The 24565-nt window shown below is 55.9% G+C and carries 32 protein-coding genes; 22 read left to right on the forward strand and 10 right to left on the reverse strand.

What is annotated here, in order from left to right; genetic code table 11:
* The first annotated feature begins 41 nt into the window (after positions 1–41).
* The 14 genes from M9Q49_RS16390 (at position 42) to M9Q49_RS16455 (ending at position 9347) form a co-directional block, all read left to right on the forward strand.
* The gene (locus M9Q49_RS16390; protein WP_254509882.1) at positions 42–1376 is read left to right on the forward strand and encodes a phage major capsid protein; all 1335 of its coding nucleotides are present in this window, start codon (positions 42–44) and stop codon (positions 1374–1376) included.
* 73 nt (positions 1377–1449) lie between these two features.
* Entirely contained in the window at positions 1450–1659 is a 210-nt protein-coding gene (locus M9Q49_RS16395) for a hypothetical protein (protein WP_254509883.1), read from the forward strand.
* A complete protein-coding gene (locus M9Q49_RS16400) occupies positions 1616–2176 on the forward strand; it encodes a head-tail connector protein (protein WP_254509884.1) in 561 nt (186 codons plus the stop codon). Before M9Q49_RS16395 ends, M9Q49_RS16400 begins: the two co-directional genes overlap by 44 nt.
* The gene (locus tag M9Q49_RS16405) at positions 2173–2490 is read left to right on the forward strand and encodes a phage head closure protein (RefSeq protein WP_254509885.1); all 318 of its coding nucleotides are present in this window, start codon (positions 2173–2175) and stop codon (positions 2488–2490) included. Before M9Q49_RS16400 ends, M9Q49_RS16405 begins: the two co-directional genes overlap by 4 nt.
* The gene (locus tag M9Q49_RS16410) at positions 2487–2915 is read left to right on the forward strand and encodes an HK97-gp10 family putative phage morphogenesis protein (protein ID WP_254509886.1); all 429 of its coding nucleotides are present in this window, start codon (positions 2487–2489) and stop codon (positions 2913–2915) included. The genes M9Q49_RS16405 and M9Q49_RS16410 overlap by 4 nt, the downstream gene beginning before the upstream one ends.
* Entirely contained in the window at positions 2912–3322 is a 411-nt protein-coding gene (gp17, locus tag M9Q49_RS16415) for a tail completion protein gp17 (RefSeq protein WP_254509887.1), read from the forward strand. Before M9Q49_RS16410 ends, gp17 begins: the two co-directional genes overlap by 4 nt.
* A 60-nt stretch (positions 3323–3382) precedes the next feature.
* On the forward strand, positions 3383–3793 hold the full coding sequence (locus M9Q49_RS16420) for a phage tail tube protein (protein ID WP_254509888.1): 411 nt from the start codon (positions 3383–3385) through the stop codon (positions 3791–3793).
* Positions 3794–3811: 18 nt separating this feature from the next.
* Positions 3812–4180: a hypothetical protein gene (locus M9Q49_RS16425; RefSeq protein WP_254509889.1), complete on the forward strand. Its 369-nt coding sequence runs from the start codon at positions 3812–3814 to the stop codon at positions 4178–4180.
* A 50-nt stretch (positions 4181–4230) separates the two neighbouring features.
* The gene (locus M9Q49_RS16430) at positions 4231–4494 is read left to right on the forward strand and encodes a phage tail assembly protein T (RefSeq protein ID WP_254509890.1); all 264 of its coding nucleotides are present in this window, start codon (positions 4231–4233) and stop codon (positions 4492–4494) included.
* On the forward strand, positions 4494–6233 hold the full coding sequence (locus M9Q49_RS16435; RefSeq protein ID WP_254509891.1) for a hypothetical protein: 1740 nt from the start codon (positions 4494–4496) through the stop codon (positions 6231–6233). Before M9Q49_RS16430 ends, M9Q49_RS16435 begins: the two co-directional genes overlap by 1 nt.
* 51 nt (positions 6234–6284) lie before the next feature.
* The gene (locus M9Q49_RS16440) at positions 6285–7145 is read left to right on the forward strand and encodes a hypothetical protein (RefSeq protein ID WP_254509892.1); all 861 of its coding nucleotides are present in this window, start codon (positions 6285–6287) and stop codon (positions 7143–7145) included.
* A 44-nt stretch (positions 7146–7189) separates the two neighbouring features.
* Positions 7190–7657 (forward strand): hypothetical protein, encoded by a 468-nt coding sequence (locus tag M9Q49_RS16445; protein WP_254509893.1) that lies wholly within the window; start codon positions 7190–7192, stop codon positions 7655–7657.
* Positions 7657–8316, forward strand: coding sequence for a hypothetical protein (locus M9Q49_RS16450; RefSeq protein ID WP_254509894.1), 660 nt, complete (start codon positions 7657–7659; stop codon positions 8314–8316). The genes M9Q49_RS16445 and M9Q49_RS16450 overlap by 1 nt, the downstream gene beginning before the upstream one ends.
* Positions 8316–9347 (forward strand): hypothetical protein, encoded by a 1032-nt coding sequence (locus tag M9Q49_RS16455; RefSeq protein WP_254509895.1) that lies wholly within the window; start codon positions 8316–8318, stop codon positions 9345–9347. The genes M9Q49_RS16450 and M9Q49_RS16455 overlap by 1 nt, the downstream gene beginning before the upstream one ends.
* Before the next feature lie 1178 nt (positions 9348–10525).
* Here M9Q49_RS16455 and M9Q49_RS16460 read toward each other — a convergent pair.
* The 4 genes from M9Q49_RS16460 to M9Q49_RS16475 all read right to left on the reverse strand — a co-directional run bounded on the left by M9Q49_RS16460 (position 10526) and on the right by M9Q49_RS16475 (position 13475).
* Positions 10526–10846 (reverse strand): hypothetical protein, encoded by a 321-nt coding sequence (locus tag M9Q49_RS16460; RefSeq protein ID WP_254509896.1) that lies wholly within the window; start codon positions 10844–10846, stop codon positions 10526–10528.
* A 1070-nt stretch (positions 10847–11916) separates the two neighbouring features.
* The gene (locus M9Q49_RS16465; RefSeq protein ID WP_254509897.1) at positions 11917–12213 is read right to left on the reverse strand and encodes a hypothetical protein; all 297 of its coding nucleotides are present in this window, start codon (positions 12211–12213) and stop codon (positions 11917–11919) included.
* 112 nt (positions 12214–12325) lie between these two features.
* A complete protein-coding gene (locus tag M9Q49_RS16470) occupies positions 12326–12469 on the reverse strand; it encodes a hypothetical protein (protein WP_254509898.1) in 144 nt (47 codons plus the stop codon).
* A 112-nt stretch (positions 12470–12581) separates the two neighbouring features.
* Positions 12582–13475: an SHD1 domain-containing protein gene (locus M9Q49_RS16475; protein ID WP_254509899.1), complete on the reverse strand. Its 894-nt coding sequence runs from the start codon at positions 13473–13475 to the stop codon at positions 12582–12584.
* A gap of 204 nt (positions 13476–13679) precedes the next feature.
* Between M9Q49_RS16475 and M9Q49_RS16480 the strand changes: the two genes are divergently transcribed.
* The 6 genes from M9Q49_RS16480 to M9Q49_RS16505 all read left to right on the forward strand — a co-directional run bounded on the left by M9Q49_RS16480 (position 13680) and on the right by M9Q49_RS16505 (position 16784).
* Positions 13680–13904, forward strand: a complete 225-nt coding sequence (locus tag M9Q49_RS16480) for a hypothetical protein (RefSeq protein WP_254509900.1) — start codon at positions 13680–13682, stop codon at positions 13902–13904.
* Positions 13888–14196, forward strand: coding sequence for a hypothetical protein (locus tag M9Q49_RS16485; RefSeq protein WP_254509901.1), 309 nt, complete (start codon positions 13888–13890; stop codon positions 14194–14196). The genes M9Q49_RS16480 and M9Q49_RS16485 overlap by 17 nt, the downstream gene beginning before the upstream one ends.
* A 164-nt stretch (positions 14197–14360) precedes the next feature.
* Positions 14361–14900 (forward strand): response regulator, encoded by a 540-nt coding sequence (locus M9Q49_RS16490; protein ID WP_254509902.1) that lies wholly within the window; start codon positions 14361–14363, stop codon positions 14898–14900.
* 447 nt (positions 14901–15347) lie between these two features.
* Complete coding sequence (locus M9Q49_RS16495; RefSeq protein WP_254509903.1) at positions 15348–15725, forward strand: response regulator; 378 nt, start codon at positions 15348–15350, stop codon at positions 15723–15725.
* Between the two features lie 436 nt (positions 15726–16161).
* A complete protein-coding gene (locus M9Q49_RS16500; protein WP_254509904.1) occupies positions 16162–16347 on the forward strand; it encodes a hypothetical protein in 186 nt (61 codons plus the stop codon).
* 80 nt (positions 16348–16427) lie between these two features.
* Positions 16428–16784 carry a hypothetical protein gene (locus tag M9Q49_RS16505; protein WP_254509905.1) on the forward strand — a complete coding sequence of 119 codons (357 nt, stop codon included), beginning with the start codon at positions 16428–16430 and terminating at the stop codon, positions 16782–16784.
* Positions 16785–17047: 263 nt separating this feature from the next.
* Here M9Q49_RS16505 and M9Q49_RS16510 read toward each other — a convergent pair whose 3' ends face one another.
* From M9Q49_RS16510 to M9Q49_RS16525, 4 genes are all read right to left on the reverse strand, one after another.
* Positions 17048–17353 (reverse strand): hypothetical protein, encoded by a 306-nt coding sequence (locus tag M9Q49_RS16510; protein ID WP_254509906.1) that lies wholly within the window; start codon positions 17351–17353, stop codon positions 17048–17050.
* A 55-nt stretch (positions 17354–17408) separates the two neighbouring features.
* Positions 17409–17756 (reverse strand): hypothetical protein, encoded by a 348-nt coding sequence (locus M9Q49_RS16515; protein WP_254509907.1) that lies wholly within the window; start codon positions 17754–17756, stop codon positions 17409–17411.
* Positions 17757–17793: 37 nt separating this feature from the next.
* Positions 17794–18162 (reverse strand): DUF2958 domain-containing protein, encoded by a 369-nt coding sequence (locus M9Q49_RS16520; protein ID WP_254509908.1) that lies wholly within the window; start codon positions 18160–18162, stop codon positions 17794–17796.
* Positions 18163–18896: 734 nt separating this feature from the next.
* Positions 18897–20126 (reverse strand): hypothetical protein, encoded by a 1230-nt coding sequence (locus tag M9Q49_RS16525; protein ID WP_254509909.1) that lies wholly within the window; start codon positions 20124–20126, stop codon positions 18897–18899.
* A gap of 128 nt (positions 20127–20254) precedes the next feature.
* Between M9Q49_RS16525 and M9Q49_RS16530 the strand changes: the two genes are divergently transcribed.
* Positions 20255–20737 (forward strand): DinB family protein, encoded by a 483-nt coding sequence (locus M9Q49_RS16530; RefSeq protein ID WP_254509910.1) that lies wholly within the window; start codon positions 20255–20257, stop codon positions 20735–20737.
* A gap of 405 nt (positions 20738–21142) precedes the next feature.
* Here M9Q49_RS16530 and M9Q49_RS16535 read toward each other — a convergent pair whose 3' ends face one another.
* The gene (locus M9Q49_RS16535; RefSeq protein ID WP_254509911.1) at positions 21143–21535 is read right to left on the reverse strand and encodes a hypothetical protein; all 393 of its coding nucleotides are present in this window, start codon (positions 21533–21535) and stop codon (positions 21143–21145) included.
* Between the two features lie 234 nt (positions 21536–21769).
* Positions 21770–22819, reverse strand: a complete 1050-nt coding sequence (locus M9Q49_RS16540) for a WD40 repeat domain-containing protein (RefSeq protein ID WP_254509912.1) — start codon at positions 22817–22819, stop codon at positions 21770–21772.
* 213 nt (positions 22820–23032) lie between these two features.
* On the opposite strand from M9Q49_RS16540, the gene M9Q49_RS16545 reads away from it, so the two are divergent.
* Complete coding sequence (locus M9Q49_RS16545; protein ID WP_254509913.1) at positions 23033–24457, forward strand: class II fumarate hydratase; 1425 nt, start codon at positions 23033–23035, stop codon at positions 24455–24457.
* Positions 24458–24565 lie beyond the last annotated feature (108 nt).

Below are 24565 nucleotides of genomic sequence, written 5' to 3' on the forward strand. Positions count from 1 at the left end.
GCCATCCGCCGCACTCTCTTTCTCCCTCTCTGGAGTACCCGATGCAAGATTGCATCAACGATTCGTTCGCTTCGTTTGCCTTGGTCGCCTGTTACGACGGTGGCAATAGTCCGAAGCCCCTGCGCGAAAAGCGAGCCCATCTCGCCAAGCAAGCCGAAGCCATTCTAAACAAGGCCACCGATGAAGCTCGCGCCCTGACTGCTGAAGAGCAGACTCAGTTCGACAAGATTCACGCCGATGTGGATGCCCTCAAGGCAACCATCGACGCCATCGAGCGACAAGACGCCACGAGCGCCGATCTCGAAGACGTGGAACGCGAAGCCCCACCGGGCGAGCCGACCGGTGAGCAACGCAGCCAAGCCCTCAAGACCTGGCTGATGAGCGGCGTGCAAAGCGCCACTGCTGAGCAACGCAACATTGCCAGCCGTTGTGGCGTTGACGTGAACCGTAGCGAACTAAATCTCCGGTTCGCCCGCACGGCCCCGCGAACCCGCGAGGAAGCTCGCGCCCTTTCCACTACGACCACGGCTGGTGGTTACACCGTGCCGCAAGGTTTTCAGCGCACGCTCGAAGAGGCATTGCTCGCCTATGGTGCGATGCGCGAAGTCGCCACCGTGATGCGGACGGATGGCTTCGGCGATTTGCCGATGCCGACGGTGAATGATACCGCTCAGAAGGGCGCGCTTCTCGCTGAGAACACGGCTGCTTCAGAGCAAGACATTGCCTTCGGTCAACTCATCCTGCAAGCCTACAAGTACAGCAGCAAGATGATTCGTGTCAGTGTCGAGCTTCTGCAAGACAGCGCGTTCAATCTGGAAGAGTATCTCGGCCGCGCTCTCGGCGAACGAATTGGTCGCATCACGAACGATCACTTTACAACCGCTGACGGCAGCAGCAAGCCGAACGGCATCGTGACTGCCGCGACTCTTGGCAAGACCGGCGCGAACGGCCAAACGACCAGCGTCACTTACGCTGACTTGGTCGATTTGCAGCACAGCGTTGACCCGGCCTACCGTAGCAACGCGGTATTCATGTTCAACGATTCGACTTTGAAGGCCATCAAGAAGCTTGTCGATTCACAGAATCGTCCGCTGTGGTCCGCTGGTATGGCAAGCGGTGATCCTGACACCATCCTTGGTTGCCGTTACGTCATCAACCAGTCGATGCCAACGATGGCCACCAGCGCCAAGTCGATTCTTTACGGCGACTGCTCGAAGTACATCATCCGCGATGCAAGCGACATTCAGCTTGTCCGGCTGAACGAACGCTACGGCGAGTATCACCAAGTCGGCTTCCTGGCCTTCGCCCGCTGCGATGGTGACTTGCTCGATGCCGGTACTAACCCGGTGAAGTACTACGCCAACAGCGCTTCTTAATGCGTGCTGGTTTGAGTTCCCCGCGCCTTCGGGCGCGGGGGACGTTTTTCTAACTCGTGAGACTTTGAGACTCATGCAAATTCGCATCGAGACCAGCATCGCTTCGGCTGACTGGTCCTTCGCTCCCGGCCAACTCATCGACGTTGGCACTCACATTCCCGCCGAAATGGCTGCCGCTTGGTTGGACTCGGGGATTGCCACACGCACCACCGAGACCGCCTCTCTGAAACGAAAGAAGCATGACACGCTACGGCCTGGAACTGGTGACGCCCCCGGTCAGTGAACCGGTGAGCCTTGCCGACATGAAACAACACGCGCGCATCTCGCGCGAAGATGAAGACACAACAATCTCTGCATTCGTGACCGCTGCCCGGCAGTACAGCGAAACCTTTCTGCGTCGGCAACTGATGCCCGCCACTTGGCGGATGTCGCTCGATTGCTTCCCGGCTGAGATGAGACTGCCGCTGCCGCCGCTGCAATCCGTCACCAGCATCACGTTCGTCGATGGCAACGGCACGACTCAGACAGTCGCATCCGACACCTATTACGTCGATTCGACTACCGAGCCCGGTCGCATCGTGCCGGTCGGATGTTGGCCCACGGCCCGCAACCAACCCGGTGCGGTGAAGGTCACCTTCGTCGCCGGTTACGACACGGTGCCCGCCACCGTTACGACTGCCATCAAGATGCTTGCGGCTCACTACTACGAGCATCGCGAAGCCGTCAACGAAGGTGGTCTGACCGAAGTGCCGATGGCCGTCGAATCGCTGCTGATGTCCGAGCAATGGGGGACGCTATGAAAGCGGGTTCCCTGCGGCATTTAGTTGAAATCCAAAAGCCGCTCGAACGACAAACCGAATACGGCGAAACGGAAACAACCTGGCATCGCGTGGCAACGTGCGATGCGTCAATCACGCCACTGTCAGCGCGCGAGTTCTTCGCCGCTCAGCAAGTTCAAGCCGATGTCTCACATCGCATCGTGGTTCGCTACGTCCCATGCATCGGCCCGCTGATGCGTGTGGTGTGGTGCCATCGCATCTTCCACATCGAGTCCGTCATCAATACCGATGAACGCGGCGTGATGCTGGAACTGCTCTGCAAGGAGACCGTGTGAAAGGTCGTGTCACTTTAGAAGGTGGCGCGGAACTCAACCGGAAACTGAAAGCACTCGATGACAAGGTGTCGAAGAAAATCGTCACCAAAGCGCTTCGCGCTGGCGCGAAGATCATTCTCACGGCAGCCAAAGCCGCAGCGCCCAAACAATCCGGGGTGCTGAAAAAGAGCCTCAAGGTTCGCGCGGGCAAACGCAAAAAAGGCACCGTTCGCTTCGTCGTGCAAACGGCATCGGGCGACTTCAAGGGCGAATCGTACTACGCCGCCTTCCTCGAATACGGTCACAAGGCTGGCTCTCGCAAGCTCGAAAACCGCAAAGACATCCCCGCTAAACCCTACCTTGGCCCCGCTTTCGACTCGAAGAAAGAGGCAGCCGCCAAGGCCATCGCCGATTCTATGCGGCAGGGCATCAAAGACGCTGCATGATCCGATCTAGTCTGCGCCAGTATCTGGCCACCAATCTTGCGAACCTAGTTGGTTCGCGCATCTTCCCGCTTGTTCTGCCTCAGTCCGCTGCCCGTCCCGCCATCACGTATGCGCGCACTACGGGTGGCCACGACCACAACTTGAAACAAGCAACCGGCTCTGCAATTCCAGTCTTTGAACTTGACTGCTGGGCCGACAGCTACGAAGCCGCTGACCAACTTGCCGAAGCCGTGCGTCAAAAGATGCAAGGCTTTAGCGGCACGATGGGCAGCGTCAGCGTTCGCGCTGTGATTCTCGATGACGAAGTAGACGCTTTTGAAGTGCCGTCTGACGGCAGCGACAACGGCATCTATCGCATCTCACTCAAGTACCGCATTCGGTACGACGAGTCGATTCCGACTTTCTAACCGGCGCTCAGCGCCTTCTTCCGCGCGACTCTCGCGCACAGCCCCAAGGAACTCTGGCCAATGGCGTATACCGCTGGCAAAGGGACGAAGTTGCAATTGTCAATTTCGTCCACGCTCACCGACATCGCGCAAGTCGTGAGCATGACTCCCCCGTCGATGGAAATGGGTACGGTCGAAACGACCCACCTGCTTTCGACGTGGCGCGAATACATCTCGACCATCCCTGACGGTGGCTCGATTGATTTCACCCTTGAGTGGGATGCGTCCCACGCCACGCACGCTGCGCTTTGGACTGCCTTTCAAGGTGGTGCCGTTGAGACGTGGAAGGTGCTTTTCACCGACACGGGCGCGGCCACAGTCGGCTTCAGCGGCATCGTCACCGGATATGCGTTTGACGAGATCGCGGTTGACGGAGTCGTCACCGCCAGTCTTTCGGTGAAGCTTACCGGCCCCGTGGTCATCACCCCCTGATTCTAGGAACAAACCAGCATGTTGACGAAAGAACAAATTCGCGGTGCGCAAGATCGCCCGCGTGAATGGGTGCCCACGGAGAGTTGGACACCCGAAGGCGAGACATTCGACAAGACGAAACACGGCGTTTGGGTTTGCACCATGAGCGGCAGAGACCGCGATTCATGGGAGCAGGATTGCCTCAATCGGAAGGGTAACCATGTGAACCTACGGGCAACGCTCGCCGTTCGCGTAGTTCACGATGCTGATGGCAAACGCATCTTCACTGATGCCGATGCCGAATGGCTCGGTGAGAAATCGCCGGGACCATTGTCAGACATCTTCGCTGTTGCGTCTCGACTCAATAAGTTGAGCAAAGACGATCAGGACGAACTCGTAAAAAACTAACCGACCGGCCTGAGCGTCGATTCTACTTTCTGCTTGCCGGCCATCTGGGCATGACGGTCGAGGAACTTCTCGACCGTATCTCATCCGCCGAACTATCCGAATGGATGGCGGATTACCAGTTTGAGCCATTTGGCAACGACTGGCTTCAAACCGCGTCCATCTGCACGTTGGTCGGCAACATAGTCGGAAAGAAGAACGGCGGAACCTTCAAGCCGCAGGATTTCCTGCCGGTCAAACCACCGCCGAAACCACGTCCAAAGCGGCAAACGGCTGAGCAAATGCTCGCCATCTTTCGCACTCTTGCGAGCAACTAATGGCAACAATCGGAAGCCTGAACGTCAATTTGGGCATGAGCACCGCCGCATTCTCGGCAGGTGCAAAGAAAGCAACAGAGACCGTCAAGAGCCTGGCTTCTGGCGTCTCGTCTGCGGCCAGCGCCATTCCCGGTCTCGGCGTTGCAATTGCTGGCATCGGCGCGGCGCTTGGCGCTGGCGCGTTGCTGGCTGGCTTTCAGTCGATGGTGAAGGGCTCGATGGAAACCATCGACGCCACCGGAGACCTGGCTGGGCGCATTGGTGTCACAACCGAAGCGCTTTCGCGTCTGCAATACGCTGCGCAACTGACCGGCTCCGAAGCGGAATCGGTCGCACCCGCGCTGGGCAAGCTCAACGCCAACTTGGGCAAAGCCAAAGAAGGTGGCGAGTTCGCCGACACGCTGGCTGAAATCGGTCTCAGCGCCACAGCGTTGAAAGAACTCGACCCCGCCGAGGCATTCGTGCAAATTGCCGATGGCATCGGCAAGCTCGAATCGCCGTCTGACAAAGCATCTGCCGCGCTGGCCATCTTCGGCAAGCAAGGTGAAGGGCTCATCAATACCTTCAACAGCGGTGGTGATGCCATCCGCGTGCTGATGGAAGAGTCCGACAAGCTCGGCAACACTATCACCGATGTCGATGCTGCGAAGGTTGGCGCTGCCAATGACGCGCTCGATAAGATGTGGAAGGTGCTCGGCGGCATCGCGAATCGCGTGGCTGTCGAAGTCGCGCCGTTCATCGAGCAAGCTGCCACCGCGCTGGTGAACTTCGGTCTCGAAGGTAACCGCGTCGGGATGGTCGTGAGCGTTGGCTTCGAGGTCTTGGCGAAATCCATTGCTTTCGTCGCCGATATGTGGGACGTGCTTGTCCTTGGCTTCAAGGGCGCACAGTATCTCATCACGAAGGGGCTGGCTTACATCGCCAGTCTGTGGATTCAAGTCGGCAAAGGTATTGCTTGGGTTGTTCAGCAAATGGGGTACGAGGTCGATACGACCTTCCTCGATTCGCTAGACAACGAACTGCACGCCGCTGCCGATGCCATCGGCACCGACTTTCAAGAGCGGCTCATCGGCAAATCGTCCGGCGAGAAGGTCACCGCGTTCTTCGACAACATCCGCAACGGTGCTCAGAAGGCAGCGGAAGCAACGGCGCAGATAACGAAGCAGAACAAAGGTCTCGCAGAGTCGTTCGACGAATCAGCGGACAGCGTTAGCAAGCTCGTTGCCAAGTACAAAGAGCAACTTGATTTGTTCGGTTTGGAAGGTCGCGCCGCTGAAATCGAGAAATTGCGTCGCGAGGATGCAGATCCGAAAAAGCTGGCGCAAGCGCAAGCATTGTCGGATGAACTGACTCGCCGCGAAGGCGATAAGAAACGTCTTGGTGACGCGCAGCAAATGCGCGACGCACTGCAATCGCCGCTGCAAAAGTTCCAAGCGGAAATGAAACGCATTGCCGATCTGACCGCGAAGAACCCGCAAGACCTGGCTAACGGTCTGCTCAGTGGCGATGAAGCGCTGCTTGCCAAGCTGCAAGCGCAGCGCGACTTGCTCGCCACGGATCAGCCGCAAGCCGACCCCGGCTCAAACCGTCCGGCTGCTCTCGAACGTGGCACCGCTGCCGCGTTCACTGCCTCTTTCGGCCCGGTAGCCAAGCCTATCGACCGAGTTGCCAAGCTCACCAACGAGTTGCTCATCGTGCAGAAACGCATCGAAGAGAAGCTCGGCGAAGCCAAAATCTAATCTTGCCGCACTCTGCGGCCATCTTCTTCCGCGCACTCTCTGCGCCACTCCATGTCTATTGTTTCCGTCCGCGAAGTTGGCGGTGGCCGTGAAGGCAGCGTCAACGAGAAGGGCGAGCGTCGATACACGCGCGTCTTCCAAGTAATCACCGACAGCGCGCTTGATGGCCCGCTGCTGGTTCGCACCGCACCGGGCATCCCTGGTCGTGGCAATATCTACGCCACCGCGACCGAGTTTGATCCGGGCGCGAAGGTGAAAACAATCACACCGTCGCAATCCGACAATCCCAAAATCTGGGAAGTGCGGGTTGAGTACGACAGCGTGACCGAGGATGAGCCTGAGAATCCTCTCGAACGACCGCCCGAAGTGTCGTGGTCAGCGGCTCCCTATTCGCGCGTCGCATGGAAGGACAACGACGGGAAGGCAATTGTCAATTCGGCTGGTCATTATTTCGACCCACCGCTAGAGGTTGACGATTCGCGCCCAGTGTTGAGCGTCACGCGCAATGAAGCGGCGTTCAATCCGTCCCTGGCCATCGACTATCAGGACGCGGTGAACAGTGACGGCTTCCTCGGTTTCTCACCGGGACAGGCGAAGGTCGCCAAGATCGACGCAAGCTCAGCAACTGAGAATGACATCTTCTATTGGAAGGTGTCTTACGAGTTCCACTTCCGGCGCGAAGGTTGGGAACTCTCTGTCCTCGACCAAGGCCGCTACGAAAAGATCGGCGGCAAGCCGGTGCCGATCCCGGAATTTGACGTCGCGGGCAATGAGATTCCCGGCTCGCAGGTTACCGACCCGGTGCCACTCAACGGCGCGGGCGCACGGCTGAACAATCCCGGCCCGGACACCGTGCAATTTCTTTCGTTCAAAGTCTACAAGGAGCGTCCGTTCTCGGCGTTCAGTTTCTAATAGCACAAGACCTCATCAACAATGATCTGCATGTGGCAGGTCACTTGTCATGCAAGACATTCACGCTCCCCGCTGCCAGCGTTGGCAACGCCACGATTGCGGGCGCGGCCGGAATCGAAGCCACCAAGGTGGTTCACCAATTCCCGCTGCACGTTCAGCAAGTACCTGGCAGCGCAGTCGTCAGCGCCACGACGCTGATTCACATTTCCCGCGCGGTCGGGACAGTTGTCTCTATCGAGGCAATCACGACTACGCCCGCGACGGGTGGTGACCGCACCGTCAGCATCGACCTGCAAAAGAGCACCGGCGCTGGCGCGTTCGCTTCCATCCTCAGCGCGCCATTCACGCTGACGAATGCCACCGTGGCTCGCACGGTTGCACTGGGCATGATTCCCAGCCCTTCGCTGATTGACGGGGACGTGCTGCAAGTCGTCGTGACAGTTGCCGGTGCCGCTGGCAGCCAAGCGCAGGGACTGCTCATCACCGTCACCCTTCGAGAAGAGCCCCAGTAATGTTTGGATTCTCTGCGGCTGACGTGGCCCGTATCTCAGAGGCAGTGAACTTCGTCGAACGTCTGCCGCGTAACAAGCCCACCAACCGTCGCCGCCACGTTACGTTTCGACCGAGCACCGCCCCAGATACCGTGCAAGTCTTTCACGATGATGCCAATGCTGGGGAAGTCGTCGAAGCGAACGAAGCCAACCTTCACCCTGGCCGCATCCGACGCTTCGATGAGACGATGCAAGTCTTCGACGACGTGTGGATTGGCTTTACTGATCGCTTCGACGAATGGGAAGGCGACGTTCTCGCTGTGCAGGAAGAGTTCTATGGCCCCGGCAAACAGAACGGCACGTTTACCGTTGGTGACGACACCCGCCCGCTGTATCTCGTAACGCACGGCGCGCGATCGTGGGATGCCTTCGCCTACGATGAGATTGTGGCTGGCGAAGCCAATCTCGTTGAGTTCATGGAATGGGACGAAGACGAAGAGAAGTTCATGCCCACCGGTCTTCGCTACGACGCCCATGACTTCTTTCTCAATGCGGATGAAACGCAGGAGAAGGGAACGAAGCTCACTGTCGAGTGGCGCGGTCCGCGCTTAGTCATCACCAGCATGTATTGCTCAAAGAGCGATGACGCGAACATTGTCGCGATTGTGGGAGACGACTAATGGCAGCCGCAGGAATGCGAATGGGGAAGAAGTGTTGCTGCTGCAACGACATCTACAAAGCTAACTTCTTGGAATTGGCCAGAGTGACCGGCGACACGGCGAAATCAATTCACGAACTCACGGCTGCTGTCGGTGAAGAACCGGATGTTGCCACGAAGTTCGCCTTCGACCATGTCCACGAGAACGTCTACTACATCGTCGGAATTGGTTTACAGAATCAGATTCGTCGGCGGAATAAGAACTTGAACAATCCGCAGGTGATTCTGACTTGCCCGAGCGGCAGATCTATCTCAGGGATTGCCGGACTGGCGGTGCATCCAGGCAGCCAACGTATCTACTATGGCTGCAACGAATCCCCAAGTGGAGAGCGGTTCATGCGCCGCTGCGATTACGACGGCACGAACGACGTTGAGATTCTGCATCACCCCGACAATTCAGCTGCCGGTGGCGCGCAGTCTCGCATCATCGCCGTGAGCCGCGACGATGCTTACGTCTTCTACTACATGGCCTATGGGCCACCGTCAACGAAGAAGCCTGAGATTCGCCGTTGCGACAGTGACGGCAGCAACGACATGCAGATTTGGGAAGCCGCCACGGCCAACGACACGCTGCACCAATCGCTCGACATCGACAACACGAACCAGAAAGTCATCTTTGCCCACGACTACCGCAGCGGTGGAAGCAACCGTGGCAGCAAGTTGATGCGGTGCGACTTCGACGGCAGCAACGTGCAGGAGCTTCTTGATGCACCACCGGGCAGCACGACAGGTGGGCACTGGTGGATCAGCGGCGCGAACTGGTCGCACAAGCTGGAACGAATCATTTACTGGCACGGGCAATACTTCGGTAGTGTCGGCGTGGACGAAGACGATGACACCGGTGGCCTGTATTCGATGGCTGCCGATGGCACGGACATTCAGCCGCTAGTCGTGCCCGCGAATGAGAAGTGGCATCCCTACGTTGACGAAGACGTGAACCAGCTAGAGCTTGGTTGCGGATTCGAGACGACCGGGCCAGAGACGTTAGCTTAGAACTTTGCCGCACCTTCGGGTGCGGCTTTTTTCGTGCGCCCCTAGGGCACCACTTTTGTACCCCAGTCTGTATACCGTAGCACCAGCACACCGTCACCGGCGTCGTTCCATACAGCCACCCCGAGATTCCAGTAATAGTGATAGGTCGTATTGTTGGCGTTGAGAGGGGAAGTGTAATCCACGCCAATTCCCGTATGGAGCACTACGCGGTCGCCCGTCGTAATCATTTGCTTAGGGAACAAATAGCAGTGTCGCAATTTGTTTGAAACACTTCTATCAGGGTTGTATGTGCAGTCTGCAACTACATGAAACCCAATATCGCAATCTCCAGTCGCTTCTAGAACGACACGTTCGTTGGCGGCATTTCCGCGATTCTGCACTTCCACAATTGACACTAGCAACGGCATGGTAGTAAGTCCTTTGGGCACAATGCTACAGGCTCATCTTCCGTTGGTCAATTCTGTGCAATTGCCGAAAGCGATGACATTCTTAATGTCCCAAGTGCTTTTCGAGATGGTGATTCCCTACAGCCAGCAACACCGCCTCTCGCGCAACGGACTCGATCGCTTTCGGCTCCGACCTACCCATTTGATCGCAGATCGGACATTGCCACTCTCCCCAATAGCCGGGTCGGCCTAGCATGAAACGGACGGAGTAGATAACGTTCGCAAACGTCACCCCGTACTGATCGCGCTGGACTTGGTGTGCCATGGGCGGCAGACTAGCACCGCCACAAGTGCATCACCATTGTGACGCCTTTTATCCTAATCCGTCTGCCGGGGGGCAGTGATAGCCGTTCACCTTAGACGTGATACCAAGATTCAGCGAGCCTACCGAACGGCATTTGCTGGTAGCCCAGTCTCACCCCGAACGCTGATCGCAGTAGCAGAATAGCACCGTTGATTGTAAGCCAAAGGGCTGCGAGCACCTGAAAAAAGACGAGAAACACTATCAGCTTGAGGCAGAAGTTTAGAATCGGATTCACCGCATTAAGGATTTTTATGAGCGCAAATCCAAGAACGAGGCTTAAACCGAACATGAAAATTGGCGGAACTTCGATGACTACCATAGCGCCTCCCTACGCTTTGCGAAAAATATACTAACTCCTGTTCAGATATCGCCCCTCCGCTCAAGGGGCTTGAGTAAAATGTCAGAGACGTCTGTACACTGCGAAGTTTCTATCCAAGGATTTGGGCTAACGCTTCGAGCGCCGATTTCGCTGCATCGATTCCACCTAGTTTGTCCACCAGTTTCTTGGCTTCCACCAGATGCTCAATTCCGCCCGAGGCAGCCACCTTGGGTTTCGGCCCTCGCTTGCCGACTTTGCCGCCCTTTTTCTTCGCATTCGAGAGGACAGTGCTGACAAACTGAGCAGAGACTTCAACACCGGATTTGACTAGTGCCTCGGCGATCTCTTTCGGCTGTGCTGTTGGATTAGCTTCTTTGTATTCGCGAATCGCTGAGGACTTGTTCGGACCCGACTTGGCTTTTTTGGCCATTCCTAGCTCTTTCTAAAACAGATGCAAGAATTATCCTGTGGAATTTTAGCCTAGTTGGGGTGACGGAATACGTCAACGTATTGCTAAAAGTGAACGGGCAATTTGACAATTTGGGGATTGTGACCAAACTTTACTCAGACTGGCGATTCCCTCCAAGAATGCAGCGCGTCGGTCAACGAGCCTGATGGCATAGGAATGTGCCATCAGGTTTTTTTTCGCGCATTAGCGAATCGGTTCGGTCGGCACCCGACAGTGACCGCTATGGACTTTGCGGCTTTCTTTACATTTGGGAGCGTTACATTTGGATTCGCAGGTGTATCGCGATGCTGGGCACCTGAAACAAGGCACAAATCCTTAGGCAAGTTCAGTTCGAGGTCTGAATTGACTTGCACATCCAGATTATCACGACCAGCAAAATCAACGCTGTCACGGTTAAGCCGATAGCGAGAAAAGTCCGCACGATAACAGCTACTTTGCCTGAATTAGTTGTTTCGAGTCTCGCGGCCAGAGTAGGCTCAGTGATAGCTTGTGTCAACAATTAACGCCATCCAGCGACGCGCCTGCCCCGCAGCGTCACTGAATGGCGTTGCAACTTCTATCGACCGGCGCAAGGATTTTTTGCTGTTAATTTCTCGCACAAAAAAGCCTCGGCACGGGGCAGCGTACCGAGGCTAGGCGCATCCGCCATTCGACGGAGTAACGCCCAGTGCCAACTATCGACACCGGTTCTCATTTTCTGAAATTGGGGATGTCGGCTATGCGCGTGAATGTGTAACCGGGTACCGCTGGTCGGTTATCGTCAACCGACATAACGCCTTCCGCGTTGATGCGGTCGCTGGACCACCACCAAACGCCCGATCTTAGCGCGCTGCCTTGCCCGCCCCTGACAACCTCTGGCTCCGCCACTGTTGCGTGACCACATTTCGGGCACACGATTGGTTGCATACGCCCTCCCGACAGTAGTAATGTTGGCTCTACAAATCGGCGGTCAGTCTACGGAACGAACGCTCGCGAAATCCACGCGAAAATTATTCATTGCACTAAGATGTAATCAAGGCTGACGTAGTTCGTCAGCCGCTTTGCCAAACGGCCACCGGCGTAAGATCGCCGACCACGCTACAGATGCGATGCTGCAAAAGGTCATCTGGCCCATCGGTGTCTGAGGTGTCGTCCCAGACCTCGACGAAGTCGCCCCACAGCTTCGCGTGGCGCTGATTGACGGAACTTGATTTCCAGGTGCAGAGTCTGTCTGCCTCATGGATCAGAGAGGAACGCCACCCGCCGAAGTTGCGGTCGAGAAACTGCTTGAAGCGTTCGATTTGGGTGGCGTTGGCAGTTGGAATCGCCGCCGGATTCAATTCGATCATTGGGGTGCAAGTTCAAAAGTGCGCAAAAACCAGCCCCAGCGCGGATGCGCCGGGGCCATCATGGTGTGACAGATTCTGTCACGCGCGAGCGCCGATCGAAAGTGGTGGATTTCTAATCGATCATCGCTTGGATGCGCAGTTCGACATCAATTGCGCATTCCTCAAGTAACTCTCGATAGTCGTCGAGCGAAAGGTCGGATTCCCCAATTGCCAGAGCCTGTCGCACGATTTCAAACAGCTCGGCTTTGCGGTCCATTAGCGACTCTCCTGCTACCGGGTTGTGACAATTGTCGCCAGCAGGTGTTAGGTATCGTCACAGGATTACGTTTTCTATAGTTGCCAAGTCCGCAAAAACCCACTCCGTCAGGCTACTTACTCTGCTTAGCCAGCCAGTCTTGGTCTGCTTGCGACAAATTGGCGGCATCGAGTTCGACCGTCTTGCCATCCAGCTTCTTGAGCTTCACCTTGCCGCCGATCTGGCCAGCGAACGTGGCATCGACTGAGAACTTGCCATCGGCGCTGGTCCAAGTGCGGCTGGCTGGCGTTGAGGCAGTCGTCTCTGTGGGCGCTGGTGCCTTCGTGTGCATCTTCGCCCATAGTTCCTTCGCGGGAGCCAGGTCGAACGGTTCCAGCACGAACACCGTGTTGCGCCCGTCTTCGGTGTCATAGGTCTTCGTGCCGGTGACGCGGAAGACCTTCGTCGTCAGATCGACGCGGCCATCGGTGACCATACCCGCCGTGTCGATGCCTTTCACCCACACGACTTCATCAGGCAATCGGCGTGGCGCTGCCGTGCCCAGCGCGTTACCTCTCGCGATGGTCGTGGCTGCGGTGTACCGCGCCACCGCGACGATGACTTGCTTGGCATCGACCACATCGACAGCCTTGCCGTCTTTGTACCTGCCGACTGCGCCGACTTCGAGCTTGGTGAGTTCCGGCAGGCAGAGTTGCAGCGCGGCTTCGTCGCCAGCTTCCAAGGCAGCAAGCTGCTGGGTGATCTCTTCGACGGCCTTGGTGGCGTCGGCGATTGCCTCAGTCTTGGCTTCGGCAGTGGGAAACGAGATTGCCGTGTCGCTGATGTGCGTGCCCATCTGGCCGCGTTTCACCGCGCCGCGCTTCGACAGCGCCAGCCGCTTCTGGCGTGTGGCCAGTTCGGTCTTCGTGTAGGCAATTCGTTCGGTGCGGTTGGCTTCGCTGGTTTTCACCAGCGACTCAATTGACGGCTCAGCGGCAACGACGGACAGCAAAACAAGCAGAAACATGACTCTTCCCCAGTTCGCGAATGGAAATGACGCGAGCCGAGTATCGCTCGATTGAGGGGGAGGAGTCAAGTTTGTCTACGTAGCGTTTTAGCCGACAGACAGCATAGCAGCGAATACGTCATACTACGTCTTAATAACCTATTCGCTGCGGGCCGCTAACCGCCATTGGCCCCTCGCCCCGAATTTCTTTGCGGGAGACGAGTCATGCAGCAACCGAAAGTGAAAGCCGCTGTTTGCCCAAAATGCGGTTCTGAAGAAGTCGCAGTCTATGAACGCGACAAACAATTGGCTCAAGAGGGGGGCATCAAGCCCGTGCGACTGCCACAGAACGTGGGGCAGTGCGTTCCCTGCGGTACCATGTTCACGTTTTGGGCTGACGAACCAGAGAAGCGGGCAGAGTTTGGAACCTGCAATGACGGATCGAATTAACTTTGTCGTGAGTTTCGTCGGCGGACCGCTGGACGCAACACAACTCTTCGCCACACAGGAAATTGAGTTTCCCATCTTCATTGGGCGACTGGTTGGCGGCAGTCCGACCCAGATGGCCATCTACGAATACGACGGCAATCAAGAAGGTGATCGCTGCGTGCAGCGAATCTATCTGTATGTCGAAACGCTGGGAATGGACGAGGGCGCAGAGTTCATCGCCGAACACGGCAGGATTGGTGGCGAAGGACGAGCCAACCTGCGACGTCAGGTTTCTGCACCTGCCCAACCGTAATTGCGTTCCTGCAGGCAACCTCTGTCCTGTGTAAAGTTAAGCGCTGCGGCACAGCGGCGCAGCAACTGCACGAGGGGAAAGCAATATGGATGACTTGCACGTATTACTTTAAGGTAGCTTCCAGCCAGTCTCGGCCCAAGAGCAGCCAGCGGATCGGAACACGAATGTCTGTCGAAGGCAACGATGTACTCGTCATCGACGATAACTCGGACTCTGCGCACGTGCTTGCGCTGTTACTTCGGAGCTGGGGCTATAGGGCGAGAATCGCTTACTCGGCACTAGAGGGCTTAGACGCAGCGAAATCGAGCAAGCCCAAGTGCATCGTGTCCGATATTGGAATGCCGGGAATGACCGGCTACGATCTAGCGAGATTGATCCGCCAAGACGATCAATTGCGTGACGTACCGTTGATTGCATTCACGGCCTACTCAGAACCGCACGAAGCCCTCAAGGCGGGGTTCGATAGCCATCTCGTTAAAACAACGGACCCTCTACTTATTAAAGACTTACTTGCGAAAATAGTAACAATGGACAAGCGACTTGACCAATCGGAAGATCTGATAAAGAAACAAGGGGAAGTAATCGCGGAAGCGAGGGACGTCATGAGAGAGGTCCATAAGGACGTCAAGGAAATCAAGGAAGAGTTGAAAGAAGTCAAGGAAGATGTTGGCCAAATTAAGAAAGAGATCAAGGAGAAGAGCTAGTTGCTCCCACGCTCTTGGCGGTCTGTAGATCAGCGATTCGCGTGAAGGTGTAGCCTTCAATCGCAGACCGACCGTCTTCAACTCCCATCACGCCCGAAGAGCCAGCGAGGTCACTGGTCCACCACCATACCCCAGCGCGAAGCGTTCGGCCCTTCGCCCCCTTGACGACTTCCTGAGGAGGGTGGATGACGCTGCCACATTTCGAGCATAAGCATGAATCAGGTGTCACGGCTGACTTCCTTGGCTTTGGGGAGCATGGCTGGGGAAAGCGTGTTCCGGCAATTCTATTTTTGACGCCCAGCTGCGAGCAAGTCCCGGCAAGCGGCTGATTTTTTCAGCGACGGTTTCATGGCGTGATTGTTGCTATCGAACGCCAGTACCCTCCATTCCGGCAGGCTTTGGGGTGATTCTGCTTGCCTGCCGAGCACGTTGATTATTCCTTAACCAATGGCTCACATTCTCCTGGTCGAAGACTCTGAAGAGTTTCGTACACCCCTGGCAAAGCTGCTTTCGAAAGCCGGTCACCGAGTCACCGAGGCTCCCGACGGTCGCGCAGCACTTGCCCACGTTCTTGCAGAAACCCCTGACCTAATCATCACCGACGTGCAGATGCCAGAAATGGACGGGCCATCGCTTTTGGAAGTGATCCGGTCATATCTACGGCTCTTCTCAATTCCAGTCGTAGTGTTGACCGGCATCGAGGAAGGCGCTCTGATTGAGCGGGCAAGAGCGCAGAAGGTGAACTCGTTCATGGTCAAAGGCAGGGCGACGATAGATGACATCTTAGAAGCCGTGAAGCAAGCGCTGATAACGCTTCCAAATTAGCAACCTTCCTCAACGCACGATGGTCAGCGAGAGGGGATGGGAAAGAGCGATGAGCGGATCGGAAAGTACCTGGCGCTTCGTTTGGCGTACCTTGTACTGCGAAATTGCGCAGTTGGAATTGTTCGACACCAGTTCGAATCGGCAAGTCGCCTTCATAACGCGCGAAGAACATTGTTACCGTTGGACTCGAACGACGAGCGTAATTGTTCACGGTGCGCCGCCAGCGGCAGGGGAAGAATCTACTCTGCTGCGAGCGAAAATTGCCATTTTAAACGGAATACCTGACTAGCCACGACGACCTGTCCACGCCGCGCATGAAAAAGCCTAGCGCGAGGAATGCCTGATGGAACAGCGGAACTTGCCGCCATCTGGACACGAACGACAGTTAGTCAGAGGCAGAGTGCGTACGATGTAGGTAGACGAAAGTGAGGTCTATATGCCCCGACCTGAACGCGAGCGGGAATTGCAGCTATCTCTGGTTTATGATCGCTATTTACTGATTCATGAGTATCGCGCCGCGATGCACCTATACGGTGATCCCGCTGATTCGGAAAACGAATCGGAAGAAGCGATGATTCAAGCAATCGCAAATCGGAAGAAACCAAAGATGCCGCCGAAGTAAAAAACCGTGCCCACTGACACCTATCGTCAGTGTGGCGCGGATTCTGTTGCCCTGCGGCTGGCGTGCAATACAATCAAACCATGAAACGCGAATCCCGCGCGCCGCTGATCGTCGCTATCATCGCGCTGGCTCTGCCGGTGCTGTACGTGGCGAGTTATTGCGCAATGGTCACGCCAGCGTCCGTGACGGTCAGCAGCGCAGGAACCTATGTAGTTAACAACTACAGGTTCGGCGAAGATCGGGCACAGCGATTCTTCTGGCCTTTAGAACAGATCGACAGAACGCTGAGACCCCGCGCGTGGCTGCAAGATGATTCGTGGAACACTGAACACTTCCGCGCTGCCGGGCGCGTCGGGCGAGGATCGACAGAAGCGGTAACAGGTGTCATAACTTCGTCCACGGTGGCCAAGAGTTTTTTGCTTGGGACATATGTATAGTTAGCTGCTTGGCAACGCCTGCGAACATAGTGGGTGGAAGCGGAGCGTGAGCGTAGATGTTATGGAAGATGTCGAGCTGTGATTTTCCAACCTTGACGCGTGACCAAGCCATACCGTTGGAATCGCAAAACTGCTCAAAGAGTTTTTCGGACGTTGTCTGGCTCATTGGCGAATTGTAGCCGCTCGAATGCTTCTGCGCACGAATAAGCCCAGCGCGGGGCAAACTCGCTGGGCTGGTACATTAGCTGACTAAGACCTGAACGCTACTTAGATTCCTTTGCGGCTTCCGCCGCGCCGACAGCGAAAGCGACAACATAGCCGTCGTCTAGCCGGTCAAGCGAAATGCCCTGGTCGTTCCAGAAGCTTTGCCAGCCGAGCATGTCGCCGCGCACCAGCGTGAGAAGCCGCTGACCAGCCAGGACGTCGCTTACCGGATGCGTCAGTTTCTCCTTGAGGTCAGGTTCCAGGTCGAGTCCGCTAACATTCCCTGCGAAGCGAGTGCGCTCTTCTGGGGTGGCGGTATTGGTGAACCATGCTTTGCCGTCTCTGTGGCCTTGTTCGTTGCTCATTCGCTTTTTCTCCAGCAACTTCTGAAAAGCTAGTATCGTCCGCGATCGCGCCAAATCAGGAACCTCGCTCAACACCGGCAACTTCGTTCATTACCGTTCTGAGTTCACCGACCGTAGACAATAGACTTCGACGATTTCGCTCGTTGGCCGTCACGAGACGGCTGAAAATTTCTCGGCGAACAACAGCCGTGAGCTTACCGCACATCGAGTTCCACAATACGAAAAAGAAGCAGCCCCACAAGCCGCCAGCTTCACGAACCGCGACTGATTCGTTTGCTGGAAGCGTGTAAAGGTATTCTAAGTATTCGTGCTCAGTTACCGCCGATGGCTCACTGAACTTTCGTGCGAGTCGGTCGCGATAAGCAGTTTTTCTGAGTTGCGCGTTGCGGCGATTCTTAATCACTTGCTGACTCCGTTCGTAGGATGTTTGCGAAAATGGACTAGCTGGCCTTACTGCGTTTGATGCACTGAGTCAGCGGTCTAGCGCTGAAAGAAGTACTTCGCTCGAACCCTAGCGACCCGTCGAAGTCTGTGAACTTCAGCAGTTCGTCAATCGGGACTGGGCCGTATTCGACTTCGATATGGTCCACCACGCCAAACAGCAGTCGAGACTTCGGATCGTATGATGTGACCCACATCGTCCATGAGCCGATGGCCAGGAACAATTTCGCGAATACCATCGGGTCATTTGGGTTGGCGACAGCGTCGGGAAGTGGCAAGACCTTGAGAAGTTCGGTGGTGAGAAGTTCCATCCCCTTTCCATTCCGTGCGCGGAACTGCGATGACTTTGGCGTTTGCTTTTTAGGCATAGTGAGCACTCCGTTGAAGTAGTTTGTGGCTGCTGAAATGAAGGTCGGCTCGCCAAATCGCAGAACTTTTCGATCACGGCAGCCGCATTCAAAATCCCGAGGCCCGCAACGACAATGCAAATGCGACAGACAATTCTCTCCTGGCGCTGATATTTGGCCTAAAGTCGGTCCCTGGCACCCCAAGGAATGAGGGCTAAAATCGCATGTTAGCGAGAAGCGAGATGCCATCTATCTTGCGTGGAATACCCCCTAAGCTATTTTCTGTAACCCCACCGCTATTGCCCGAATCGTTCATAACTGAACGATCTCAAATAGCAGTCAACAGATGAGAGCGGGATTCAACCCGCGCACGAAAAAGCCCCGCCAGTGACTGACGGGGCATGGTGATTCTCGATGGACTGGTGACGCGGCATCAGTCGTCCAATTGTTCGAGCAATTTCTTCATCAGCGCCTTCTTTTCTTTCCGGCTGAGTCCGGCCACCAGAGACTCAACTTCCATTTTCGGCACTGGCGTTTTCACTGTCATGTCTTGAAAATCTGCGTTTTTTACGGCATTTTCGGCACTAGGCTGCGGGTTCTCAGTCCGGTAACAGGGGTTCGAATCCCCTTGGGGGTACTCAGTTGCACAGCGTCGCATCTCGACGGTAAGCGTTGCAGCAACAAGCCATTACGGCCAGCGGGTTCACCGCTGGCCGTTTTTGTTTCATGGCATTCCGCAACCGCGGGTGGACCAGTCAAAACACTGGGGAATCATCCTTTTCCCGCTTCAACCACATTTCGTACTCGGGCGATTTGACGAACTCGGCATAGTCGGGGTTAGTCTCAATGTCGACAATCTGCAATTGAAACCGCTCCTCGTATTCCGCTAAGTAGTCACACACCGCAACAAAGTCCTGTTGCTTCAAAAGGATTGAAATCACTTGCCAATAGGCCTGCCTAGCTACCGCTGGAGCTTGGATGGCCAGTTTCGCGACCGCGAGCGCTTCGTCGGCTTTCCCTTCCTCTAGCAGCACGACGCTACGAATTGCGTTGAGATACGGGTCGCCACCGACAAACTCATCGAGGTCGTCAATGCTCTTGTAAACGGCCGCGTAGTTCTTCTCTTTCAGCAGCAACGGCTGGCTCGCAATATCGAGAGTGATATCGCTCGGATAGGTCGCCTTCAGCGTATCGAGCGCTTTCCGCGATTCCGCCAACTCACCGGCCTGCGCAGCCGCAATCATCCGTAGCAGCAAGTAGTACCGCTCTTTTTGCTTGAAAGCCGGGACGGTCGCGATGACGTCCAACACGGCACGATGATTACCGCTGCGAAGGTGCTCCTCGATAATAGCGCCGGTCGCTAACTCATCGAAGGCGTCCAGTTTTACGGTCCAGTTCGGCCCGTGCCTCCGGTGCCAATCGGCAATTCTCTCTTTCGCGGCCCGGCGAATCGTGGCGGACAACGTTTCGCTAAGGATCCAGTGAAAAACCTCATCAACGGCGATGGTTCCGCTGGCGTCCTTTCGGAAACGCAGTTCGAGATAGTCCAGGTCTTCTGCCCGCTGGACGCGATACATCGCGAAGCAGACATTCTGTCGGCGATTCACCCGTAGCAGTTGGAAGAAGCCACCCCGTTCGATGTTGGGCACTACAGTTTTACCTAGGCAGAAGAAGCCATTCGGTACCGAATCCAGGTCATTCTCGAGTTCTGTTTCAGCATCCAACTCGCCGGTCTTCAGGTTTTTGTGCGCCCTCTTGATGATGGCTGGATAGTCAACCCATTTGTCCATCAAATCCGCATCTTTAGCAGCCGCGGCAGACTCAATTTCAACGGCCACATCGTAAAACTCTCCGGCGGTGATCGGCTCGCCGAGTTCGCGTTTTTGTTTCGCTGCGGGGATGCCGGCGGGACTCGGCGCGCTGCAGCCGATGATGGCAAGTAGCAATAAGAGATAAATCATGCGCGACAGCATGAGTCCTGACATGAACAAATTCCTATGCGAGAATGCCGACGCCTACTCTTCGAGCAAAGTCATCTTAGTAAGGGTGGCTGTTGATTGCAGCCGGAACAAAGACACGGGCGCGAATTAGTCCGACGCGAAGGTCAATTACCATGTCAGAGAGCGAGCTTTCCACAACCATCGCCGCCGGTTTCGGCCATTACTTTCACGACTTTGCGCGTCGTGTGCGCACGATGGCCAGCAACCTTACGGACGATCAGTTCTGGGCAAAACCGTATCCGTATGGGAACAGTTTTGGCAACATAGTTTTGCACTTGATCGGAAATTTGAGTTACTACATAGGTACGCAGATCGAACACACCGGCTATGTGCGCGACCGCGATAGCGAGTTTGCCATTGTCCAGCAGGGGCGGAAGAAAGACGAGATACTGGCGGAACTCGACGAAACCGTTGCGATGGTCATTCGCTCGCTCGGCAATCAGGCCGATAACGACTGGTCACGCCAGTACGTTGCACAAGGTGTAGACGATGTGCCCGACCGCTTCAGCATCTACCTACGCTGCTGCGTTCACTTTCATCATCACATTGGGCAGATGACGTATTTGATGAAGGAATGGGCTCACCGGGCGACGTAGCCGAGGCTGGTCAGGTCGGTACTCCGCCCTGACGATTGGATACTAATGAAGCTGTCGAATTGCTCACCGTTTTCGTTTCGCCGTACTGGGTTACACCAGTTCTAGCATTGGCTGGGTGGCATGGGTTTTACCCATGTCCTGCTGGTAATTCTCGGAGGACATGCCATGACAGTGCCAGGTGGAAGTTCTGAGGTAACGCAGCGCCTCAACTGCTGGCGAAATCGAAATGAGCTCCCCTGGGTTAGTGAGTGTTACCTCAGAAGTCAAAGGAGACATGGGTAGTACCCATGCCACCCAGCCGCTACCTACGACATCCTCAGCGACAACAATCACCCATCCTCCCTTTCCTCAAACCAATCCCAACGACTTGACAAAGTAGCTCAGATGCCTGACGACGTAGCATCATTAATCGCGAGCGGAGACTTTAACTGCATCAGCCTGAATTGTCACAATGGCCTTTGCGCCAAAGGTCACTTCGATCTGATCTGACAACCTATCGCCTACTGTCCGGGAATCTAGCTCTATAACACTTTCCGGGTAGATGCCATATTTGGCAAAACCTTTCCAGTCTATTTCAATTGGAATTTCGTGGATATTGCAAAAGTGCGTTACAACATTCCTAGCACTTGTCTTAAGATAGCCCAAGCCCCTGTCGCGTGACTCCAGATAGCGGACTTGAAACCTCAATCTCTCGAGTTCGGCTTCACATTGCCGCTGACGCGTCAGAGACACGGCAAGCCCCATTGCAAGAGACAACAAGCACACAAACCAGCCAAAACTGCGGATGGAAAATCGCATCACTTACCACCTTGTAGTCGTGTTAATCGATTTATAGCCAAGGCTGGTCAGGTCGGTACTCCGCCATGACGATTGGATACTAGTAAGCTGGCGAATTGCTCGCCGTTTCGTTCCGTTGTATTGGGTTACACCAGTTCTAACATCGGCGGTGTGGCATGGGTTCTACCCATATCTGCTGGCAATTCTCGGAGGACGGCCATGACAGTGCCCAGCCGCAACCAATTTCAGGCCGCTCTACTTCGCCGTCGCTTGGCCTGCGAATTTTTCAGTGTTCCAGACCAAGAGAAGCTCCTCCTTGTCGTCCCAAGCGACCAGGCGACGCCCATTTCCGCTTAAGGCAAATTCCCTCGGAGGTTGTCCGAACATGTCGGGCGAGGGGCCAACGAGACTGCCAACCTGCTTGTCGGTTGCAATATCCACCAGCAGCACAAAGCGCCCTAATCCCGGAAGCAGCGCAACCGTCTTTGCGTCCGGGAAAATTTCCATGGTAGGGCGAAAACTTGACCAGTTAAGTGTTTTGACTTTCTTTCCAGTTTGCACGTCGGAGACAACACGAGGCTGTGAGTAGAGGCTGGAAATGAGGATTTGGCCATCCGCTGAAACAGCCAGCCCTTCCATATCCAGATTCTTTTTATCCTCAATGAACACGCGCCGCTGTTGCTGGGCGCCGGAAGTCTTGACGACGATCACGTCAGCACCCTTGGTGCCAAGTGCCACCGTTTGACCGTCGGAAAAAATGCAGGCGGAGTAAACGTCAGGCTCATCGACGGTGCGAGCGAAGGCTTGCGCACCATCTTCCATTTTCCAAGCAGCCAATGAGCTGGGACCTTCATATTTTGCAGTACCAAACGCGACCAGCCCCCGCCCCTCAGCAACAAAACGGAGGGCCTTCAAGCTGGCAAGCTTTGTAAGCTCGTAGCGCTGCTTGCCATCGCTGGTCCCTTGCACCACTAACTTGCCTGACTCTGCAAGGCAGGCAACCCACTGACCGTCGGGTGAAATGGCAACCTGTCGCGAGGCGACTTTCTGTTCGCGAACCTTCTTTTCTTTCTCGATGTCCCAGACTTGCAGCAGTCCATCCGAGCCGAAGTCATTCGCACTGCTAACAATGACGAGCAGGTTGCCTTGCTCGTTGAGTTCCATTTGCCGCACTACTTGTTTTTCAAATGCGAACTTCTTTTCCGTCGCCAGTTCCGGTGGCTGGGCCACGGCGCTCGTCAAGTGGTAGCCGGCGATGACGGCAACACTCAAGAACTTTAGCGCGAAAGAAGAAGTAGTGTGCATTGCAGGCTCGAGTTGTGGTGGTAGGTTCGCAGAGATGCGGCGAGTATATCACGCCCCGTTACCACCCGCTTTATGTAGGCACTGATCGACCTCCGTATGCCATTCTGAGCGAGGGAGGCCGATTGTGCAAAGCTACCGTTCGCGGTAGCTTTTTTCGTTTAGCACGGCGATTCCGCAACAATATCTCCACAACGATCTTTCAGCAGGTCCGCAATGACTCAATTCCGCGTTGAACGCGATTCGATGGGCGAGGTTCAGGTTCCGGCGCAGGCGTATTACGCCTCGCAAACGCAGCGGGCCGTCGAGAATTTTCCGGTCTCCGGTTGGCCGTTGCCGCCGGCGCTCGTGCATGCCCTCGGCCTAGTGAAGTATGCCTGCGGCGTGGCCAATCGCGACCTCGGGAAGCTCACAAAGACCGGCAAAAATAAGCTGAACGACGAACAGGTCGCGGCGATGCTCAGCGCTTGCCGCGAAGTGGCGGCGGGGAAATTCGACAAGGAATTTCCGATCGACGTCTTTCAGACGGGCTCGGGAACGTCGAGCAATATGAACACCAACGAGGTGATCGCCAACCGCGCGATCGAAATCCTCGGCGGCGATCGCTTTGCCAAGGACAAGCCGGTCCATCCCAACGATCACGTTAACATGGGGCAGAGCACCAACGATATTTTCCCCACGGCGATTCACGTGTCGGTGGCGATGCAGATCAAGAACGATCTCATCCCCGCGCTGCAGCGTTTTCATGATGAGCTGAAGAAAAAAGCGGTCGAGTGGGACAAGATCATCAAGATCGGCCGGACGCACTTAGCCGACGCGACTCCGTTGCGATTGGGGCAGGAGATTGGCGGTTTTGCGCGGCAGCTCGAGCTGTCGCTTGAGCGCGCTCAAGCAGCGATCAAAGCAGTGCTGGAGCTTCCCGCCGGTGGCACCGCAGTCGGCACGGGCATCAACACGCATCCGGAATTCGGCCATCGCGTGGCTGCGGAACTCGCCAAGGAAACGGGCATTCCTTTCATCGAAGCGGTGAACCACTTCGAAGGGAACGCGCAGCGCGATGGCTTGGTGGAATGCCACGGCCAACTGCGCACGATCGCGATGACGCTGTTCAACGTCAGCAACAATATTCGGTGGCTGGGCTCGGGCCCGCGCTGCGGTTTCTATGAAATCAAGCTGCCCGATCGCCAGCCCGGCAGCTCGATCATGCCGGGTAAGGTAAACCCGGTGATGTGCGAAAGCATGATGCAAGTCGCCGCCCGCGTAATGGGGAACGATCAAACGATCACCTTCAGCGGTGCAACCGGTGGCCAGTTCCAGTTGAACATAATGATGCCCGTGATGGGGCAAACGACGCTCGAGAGCATCGCCCTGCTCGCCGGCGCCACGCGGGCCTTTGTCGATTTCTGCGCAATCGAAATGGAAGCGAACCCCGAAGCCTGCGAGGCCTCGGTGGAGAAGAGCCTGTCGATGGTGACGAGCCTGAACCCACACATCGGCTACGAGAAGGCAGCGGCCATTGCCAAGCAAGCCTTCAAGAGCAACAAGACGGTGCGCGAACTCTGCCGCGAAGAAGGGATCCTGCCCGAAACGACGCTGAAGGAAGCGCTCGATCCTTGGAGCATGACCGAACCGCAGGCATAAGGTGCTAGCAGCAACCCACCCTTCTGTGCAATTTTTGTCCAAATTGGGTTTGCTGCTTTCGTCGCTATCTTCGACAATCCGCCATTGGTTGCCAAAGGGATTGGCAGC

This window comes from Anatilimnocola floriformis (genome assembly GCF_024256385.1).
GTDB classification, from domain to species: Bacteria; Planctomycetota; Planctomycetia; order Pirellulales; family Pirellulaceae; genus Anatilimnocola; species Anatilimnocola floriformis.